Below are 6,840 nucleotides of genomic sequence, written 5' to 3' on the forward strand. Positions count from 1 at the left end.
AAATTTAAATTGTTAGATCAATTCAATAAAAAGCACCCAATCAATGAGTGCTTTTATTTTGTTTGGAATCTAATTTTAAAGCTTAGATTTCACGCACCGCACCTTTCGATGCACTAGTGGTGTGCATAGCATACGCTTTTAACGCTTTTGAGACCTTACGTGGACGTTCTTCAGCTGGATGCCAACCTTTTTCGTCTTGAGCTTTACGTCGTGCTGCCAAGGTTACTTCATCAACAGCAAGGTTAATCGTTCGATTTGGAATATCAATTTCGATCAAATCACCATCTTCAACTAATCCAATGACACCACCTTCAGCAGCTTCTGGGGATACGTGGCCAATTGAAAGACCTGAAGAACCGCCAGAGAAACGACCATCCGTAAGTAAAGCACATTCTTTACCTAAACCTTTCGATTTTAGATAGCTGGTCGGGTAAAGCATTTCTTGCATGCCCGGACCACCACGTGGACCTTCATAACGAATCACCACGACATCACCAGCTTTGATTTCATGACCAAGGATTGAATCTACAGCAGCATCTTGGCTTTCAAAGACACGAGCCGTACCATTAAATTTCAGGATCGAATCATCTACACCCGCAGTTTTTACAATACAACCATCCACAGCAATGTTTCCGTACAGTACAGCTAAGCCACCGTCTTTAGAGAATGCATGTTCAGCATTACGGATCACGCCTTTTTCACGGTTACCATCTAAAGTTTGATAATAACGGTTTTGTGAAAATGCTGTTTGAGTTGGAACACCACCTGGCGCTGAGCGGAAGAACTCGTAAACCTCAGGATCCTCTGTACGAATAATGTCCCATTTATCTAAGGCATCTTTCAAGGTATTTTCATGTACGGTATGCACCGTTGTATCCAATAAACCTGCTCGATCTAATTCACCTAGAATCGACATGATACCGCCAGCACGATGTACGTCTTCCATATGTACATCTTGTTTTGCCGGTGCAACTTTACACAACACAGGAACTTTACGAGATAAACGATCAATATCGTCCATGGTAAAATCAACACCTGCTTCATGGGCAGCAGCTAATAAATGCAAGACTGTATTAGTTGAACCACCCATTGCAATATCTAAAATCATTGCATTTTCATAAGATGCTTTGGTCGCAATTGAACGTGGTAAAATGGTGTAATCATCTTGTTCATAATGACGTTTTGCCAACTTAACAATCAATTGACCCGCTCTTTCGAATAATTTTTTTCGATTTGCATGGGTTGCTAAAGTTGAACCATTGCCCGGTAATGATAAACCAAGGGCTTCTGTCAAACAGTTCATTGAGTTGGCTGTAAACATGCCTGAACATGAACCACAAGTTGGACAAGCTGAACGCTCATATTCCTTTACTTCTTCATCGGTAAAGCTATCATCAGCGGCAACCACCATTGCGTCGACTAAATCAATTGCATGTTCTGTACCACGGATTTTAACTTTACCCGCTTCCATTGGCCCACCAGACACAAATACCACTGGAATGTTCAGACGCATTGCTGCCATCAGCATTCCTGGTGTAATTTTGTCACAGTTAGAAATACACACCATAGCATCTGCACAATGCGCATTGACCATGTATTCAACAGAATCCGCAATCAAATCACGTGAAGGCAATGAATACAGCATGCCATCATGCCCCATTGCAATACCATCATCGACCGCAATCGTATTGAATTCTTTTGCCACACCACCCGCTGCTTGAATCTGCTCAGCAACCAGTTGACCTAAGTCTTTTAGATGTACATGACCAGGTACAAATTGAGTAAATGAGTTGACTACCGCAATAATCGGTTTACCAAAATCTTCATCTTTCATTCCTGTTGCACGCCATAAGCCACGTGCACCAGCCATATTTCTTCCATGTGTCGATGTTTTTGAACGATAGTCAGGCATTTGTATTTCCAACATTGTTTGAGCTTGAAATGAATATCAATTCACTCTGGCTAAATAAAACTGATATAACAATAAATCAGTCGAAATATGAACACATCATACTATAACTTAGCATATAACCAATGATCTTGAGCATGATCTTTTTTTAAACAAGACGTGTCTATTGATATTCCAACAAGCTTTATAGATAAATAAAACATTAGAATTTAATATAACGCTATCGTGTTGGATAAGACACAAAACTTCTATGAATAATTTTTTATTTTTTAATAAAAAATATTTATCATTTAATAAAAATCACTAAATTTTATTTTATAAAAGGCCTCAAAAGAAGCCTCTTAATTCACTTTTCAACAGATTATTTCTGTTTAATCAAATATAAACCTGTACATTGTTTGCCTTCACGGTCTGTACACAGCTCAGCTATTTTAGCAGATACCCATTTTAAACTTAATCGAATATCAGCATTGCTATAATCTACAGGCTCGCCACCACAACCGGCTTTTTTGTTGTCTAACTTAACTTTCAAGGCTAAAACATCCAAAGCCTGAGCATTTTCATTTCTTAATATTGCAAAATCACCTGTCATTCGCTTTTGCTTTGTGGTGTAGGTAAATTGGTCAGGCTGAGTAAATTGATAGCTTTCGGTACATTGGGCCTTCGCATTATACACTGTCCAAGTTCCCCAAAAATCCTTGGCCAAATTCACCTGAGTTTTATCAAAAGCTTGTGTTTGCATAGCAAATCCAAACCCAAGCAACGCCAATACTATCTTCTTCATCATTTTTATACTCAATACATTCAAATTAGGTTTTAGAGCTAAGTTAAGTGAATAGGTTAATTGTTTTTTAAAGCATCTCATCAAAAAAAATTGATTAAACACTTTATTTAAAAAATGTGTTGTTGATGTTCCTTGATTAGTCAACTTGGTAATTGACCACATCGGGTTGTTTATGATTTATTTCAAAACAAATCACCATTGTATAAACCATAACTGTGAATAATTTAAAACGCCCAATGAAATTCATCGGGCGTTTGCATAAAATAAAAACTCAACCGATTTGAAGAATAAACAACTTCTTTCAAACTGAATTCATTTAATTATGCCTTCAGTTTTACCAAGTGATGTTTACTCGGCGATTAGGGGCTAAACATTCGACCAATTGAATTTTTTTGTTCATCCCATTGCATTTCTGATACACGTCAGTTTTATTTTCTGCTGAAAATTGAATTTGATCAGCAGGAATTCCCTGTTGTTTCAACAAATCTACAACGGTATTGGCTCTCGCAGCTGATAAACGTTGGTTATACGGAAATGAACCTAAACGGTCAGTATAACCTGCAACAAAAATCTTACTGTTCCCATCAGTTTGCTTAATTTGATCGGCAATTTTGCTAATCACTTCAGGATTTTTTACTCCGCTTTTATCTGAATGATCAAAATAGAATAAAACACTGGCTGATTGACCTGTAGAGGATAGAGCCGTTTGTTCTGTCGCGGATTGGTTATTGATGCCCCAAGCCATCAGACCTTGGCATTGTTCACCTTTCCAATATAGATTTTCTGAACGGTAGTGCTTATCAAAGTCTATGCGTAACTGGCAACGTTTATATTGATTTGAACTCGGCTCTCGGACATCCAATACATAGTTCCAAGTTTTAACAGCGAAAAGACCTTCAGAAAATTGCGGATTTCCCAAAACATGGCGAATCTGATCTTTGCTTAAACCTTTATCTAAACGTGCCACGTCATCATATTCATAACGATTCACTTGCTTTAGATAACTATCTTTCACTTCAGGAAAATGAATTTCTTGGGTATTTGATGTTTCAATTTCAGCAGCATGACTCAATGACATCACAAGACCACTGAATACACTGAACATAATTTTTTTGTTAAATGCTTTCATTTTTTCTCTCTTAAAAAGTTGTCAAGAAAAAGGAAGACCGTTCGATCTTCCTTGTCTCGTGATTTAATCAATTACACCACTGATACCGATACGAACACTTGGGTCACCTTGAGATGCTGCCGCAACACCACCTGTAATCGACCAACGTCCATTGTCTGCAGTTTTACGTAAGGTCACACCTACCGCATTCTCACCACCGTGATAAGCTGCTCCAGCTGCATAAGTATATTTACCCGCTATATAAGGTGCTGATTCAAGTGCCATTGCTGCTGCAATACCTGCATTGGCTTTTTTCTCAACATCATCAATCCGGTTATTGGTAATACGGAAAGCGTTATCCAACTTGTTGCTGACATTGTCAATTTTGCTATTCAATGCTTGATCCGCTTGGTTCAATGCATCGATTGCACCACCGACATTGTTATACTTAGAGTCACCTACGTTGTAAGTTGGAGCAGTGAAGCTACCTGTAATATTGTCATAACCAGCACCACCGCCAAGATAATTCACAACTGCTTGGTTAGTCGTATTCAATTGGCTGCCGTTGACTGCATCTTTTGATGTTGCATTGACTGCGCCATCTTTAACACCTGTCACAACACGGTTGCCATCTGTACCCGCTACGCTCACACTTGTACCACCAGTATCTTTCGCGACTGTAACAGTTGCATCCTTACCTGCTTGTTGAACTAAACCGACAGTACCATTATTAATATCATTTTTGATGTTGCTGATATCCGTTGAGTTTTGATCAACTTGTTGCTGAACATTCCATAATTGACCACCATTTACAGCATCTTTAGAACCTTGAGTCACTGCACCATCTTTTACATTGCTAATGGTTGTGCCATTTGCACCACCACCGAGTGTGATCTTATCTTTTGATGCATCGTCATATTTAACAGCATTATTGGCAAGCTCATTGACATTGTTATTCACAGTGCCAATTGCGCTATCTAACTGCCCTTTATTGACTGCATCTGTAGCGTTAACAGCATTTGCCACATTGGTAATTGTTTTATTACCTGCGTTAATACCTGCCACCGTTACACTTGGCCCACCTGCAATAATAAGCCCAGTATTGCCTAAAGCTACATTTGATCCGACTGCTACACCACTATTATTAATAACAGTATCACCAGTAGTAAGAGAATTGACATTCAAGTTATCAGCAAGTTTGATTGCAACTTTTCCATTTTTCACTTCAGTAGAAATATTTTTATCATCACCGACAACATCAATAGACTCTCCAAGTTTTTTCTGAACAGTTTGTCCATCTTGGGCAGTTAATGCAAAACCTTTGTTAGTCACACTTCCAGTTGCATTACCAATCAATTGCTCAACTTGCCCAAGATTTGTCGCGTCTGTCTTTGTAACTGCATTTCCGACGTTATTAATCGTATTACCGCCCACATCGACTTTATCTGATGTGACTGTTACTGTTTTACCATTTGAACCCGTAATTGCTGTGCCATTTGCGCCATAAATGCTCGTATCACCTGCTGCATTTTCAACTTTAGTTCCAGTAGATGTCATTAATGACGTATTACCTGCACCATCTGTAGTTTGGACTGAAGTTAAACCTTTAAGGTCTTTGTTTAAGCTAAAGTCAATGGTATTACCATTTTTCACAACTGCTAGATTCGCTTCTGTATTAGCAGTACCAATATCTACAGTATCACCTGCTTTAATTGCAGCACCAGCTGCACCATTACTATTTAAAATCCAACCCGCATCTAATGCACTTAAAGCTGTACCAACATTTGTATAGTCTTGGCCGTTTATATTATATAGAGGGCCTGTTACTGTTCCATTAGAATTAAAAGTTGAACCTCCACCTAGAGCACTCAACATTGCAGCATAAGTCCCATACAACTGACTTCCATTTACAGCGTCTTTCGATGTTGCATTGACTTCTCCACCTTTTAAATTAGTTAGAACTGTCCCATTTGTTCCAGCTAAAGTAACACGATCTTTAATCGATGAATCATCATATTTCACTGCAGCATTGTCTGTAGCACCTTGTGATGCATTGAGACTATTAATCGCTTTGTTAATGCTGGTTTCTGTGTTACCACTACCATCTTTAACGGTTAATGCTGTGTTATCTACACCTGCAATGGTATTGCCTGAACCATCTTTAACTGAGATGCCATCTTTACCGATCACTGTAGAACCATTTGTACCATTGATTCCATCGTTCACTGTAATACCAGTTAAGTTGTTGAGGTTTTTATTTAACTCAATCGCAACTTGACCATTTGCAACCTTCGTAGTGATGTTGCTATCTGCACCCACTACTTCAACTGCTTCGCCTAACTTTTTGTTAACCGTATTGCCATCTGCTGCTTGTAATGCAAAGCCTTTGCTCGTCGCTGCATTGGTTGCATCAACGACTGCATTGTTCAGATCACCTGCGTTAACAGCTTTGCTCGCATTAGCCTCTTTAGTGTAATCACCAGCACTCGCAACATTGTTTAAGCTTGTACCACCTATTGTGGTGATCTTGCCTGTCGTTGCATCTTTAGTACTACTTGAAGCACTACCTGCAAGGGTCACGCTGTCATAGTTTGCACTACCATCAGCATTCTTGTCGTACTTCACTGCAAACTTGTCAGTTTCACCTTGCGATGCATTGAGACTATTGATCGCTTTGTTAATGCTGGTTTCTGTGTTGCCACTACCATCTTTAACGGTTAATGCTGTGTTATCTACACCTGCAATGGTATTGCCTGAGCCATCTTTAACCGAGATGCCATCTTTACCGATCACTGTAGAACCATTTGTACCATTGGTTCCATCGTTCACTGTAATGCCAGTTAAGTTATTGAGGTTTTTATTTAACTCAATCGCAACTTGACCATTTGCAACCTTCGTAGTGATGTTGCTATCTGCACCAACAACTTCAACCGCTTCGCCTAACTTTTTGTTAATCGTATTGCCATCTGCTGCTTTTAAGCCAAAGCCAGTATTGGTAAGACCTGTACTTAAGCTATCCAACTGACCTTTGTTCACTGC

Annotated in this window: 4 protein-coding genes; all 4 read right to left on the minus strand. The window is 39.1% G+C overall.

Features of this window, described 5'->3' with window-relative positions; translation table 11 throughout:
• Positions 1-82 precede the first annotated feature (82 nt).
• Positions 83-1,912 (minus strand): dihydroxy-acid dehydratase, encoded by a 1,830-nt coding sequence (gene ilvD / locus AC4CUY_RS22390; protein WP_419326899.1) that lies wholly within the window; start codon positions 1,910-1,912, stop codon positions 83-85.
• A gap of 358 nt (positions 1,913-2,270) precedes the next feature.
• A complete protein-coding gene (locus tag AC4CUY_RS22395; RefSeq protein WP_490774735.1) occupies positions 2,271-2,696 on the minus strand; it encodes a hypothetical protein in 426 nt (141 codons plus the stop codon).
• A 331-nt stretch (positions 2,697-3,027) separates the two neighbouring features.
• A complete protein-coding gene (gene tpgA / locus AC4CUY_RS22400; RefSeq protein WP_336952577.1) occupies positions 3,028-3,822 on the minus strand; it encodes a trimeric autotransporter adhesin/peptidogylcan-associated protein TpgA in 795 nt (264 codons plus the stop codon).
• A 63-nt stretch (positions 3,823-3,885) separates the two neighbouring features.
• On the minus strand, positions 3,886-6,840 hold a 2,955-nt coding region (locus tag AC4CUY_RS22405; protein WP_490774736.1), incomplete at its 5' end, for a YadA-like family protein.

The sequence above is a fragment of the Acinetobacter sp. 778_lipA genome, from assembly GCF_058242985.1.